Annotated in this window: 1 protein-coding gene and 1 pseudogene; both read left to right on the forward strand. The window is 58.0% G+C overall.

Annotated elements, in window-relative coordinates; translation table 11 throughout:
- On the forward strand, positions 1–345 hold a 345-nt coding region (locus tag ACFWPJ_RS31435), incomplete at its 5' end, for a DUF3558 domain-containing protein (RefSeq protein ID WP_378856941.1).
- Between the two features lie 114 nt (positions 346–459).
- Positions 460–746 (forward strand): annotated as a pseudogene (locus ACFWPJ_RS31440) (hypothetical protein); the annotation flags it as partial.

The raw sequence follows: 746 nt of genomic DNA on the forward strand, positions 1-746 counted from the left end.
AGGGACGGGCCCAGCGGGGTTCGGTGGCGGGGGTGCGATTGGGTTCGATCGAAGGGCTACGCGATCAGCGTTACGACCACGAATATCACGTTGGATTACGTGCGAGCGAACTGGGCCCGAGACCTTCGTGAATTCGTCATCGATGGACGCAATGCCATCTCGGTACGCAAGAGCGATGATCACCCCGACGAAGTGTGCTCGATCAACGTCGAAATGCAGGGCGGTAGCCTCGAATTTCACCTCGTCAACCCGCCCTCTCGTCGAGAAACGGGTCACATCGACACTTGCCAGCTGGGCCTCGATGTAGCTCGAGTTGTTGTGCCGACGCTCCCACCGGGAGCCTGATGGTGAAATCTGAACCGACGCAATGATTCTGAAACACAGGATGGCTGTATGGCTGGGGATGTAGGGGCACCGCGCCCATTCGCGAACTTGATCACGGAGGATCGTGAAGGTCGGATGACGGTGCGGATGGAGCCCGAGGAATTCGTCAATATCGACCGCGATTGCCAACGGTTTCTCGATCTCATCAGCCGGATGCAGAGCGCCGCAGAAGGTATCGCCAATACGCCTCCCAAAGACTGGGGTTTGGGTGCTGACAACCCTCTGCTGACTTCGGCAGCGACGATGGTGTCCTGGTTCCGAGACAAAGCCAAGACGGCCGACTGCGGCAACAGTGTGTACGCCATCCTCGAGCAGCATTACCAGATCATCGAAGACATCCAGACCGTGCACAAGGTGATCAT

It is taken from the genome of Nocardia sp. NPDC058497 (genome assembly GCF_042720195.1).
GTDB lineage: Bacteria > Actinomycetota > Actinomycetes > Mycobacteriales > Mycobacteriaceae > Nocardia.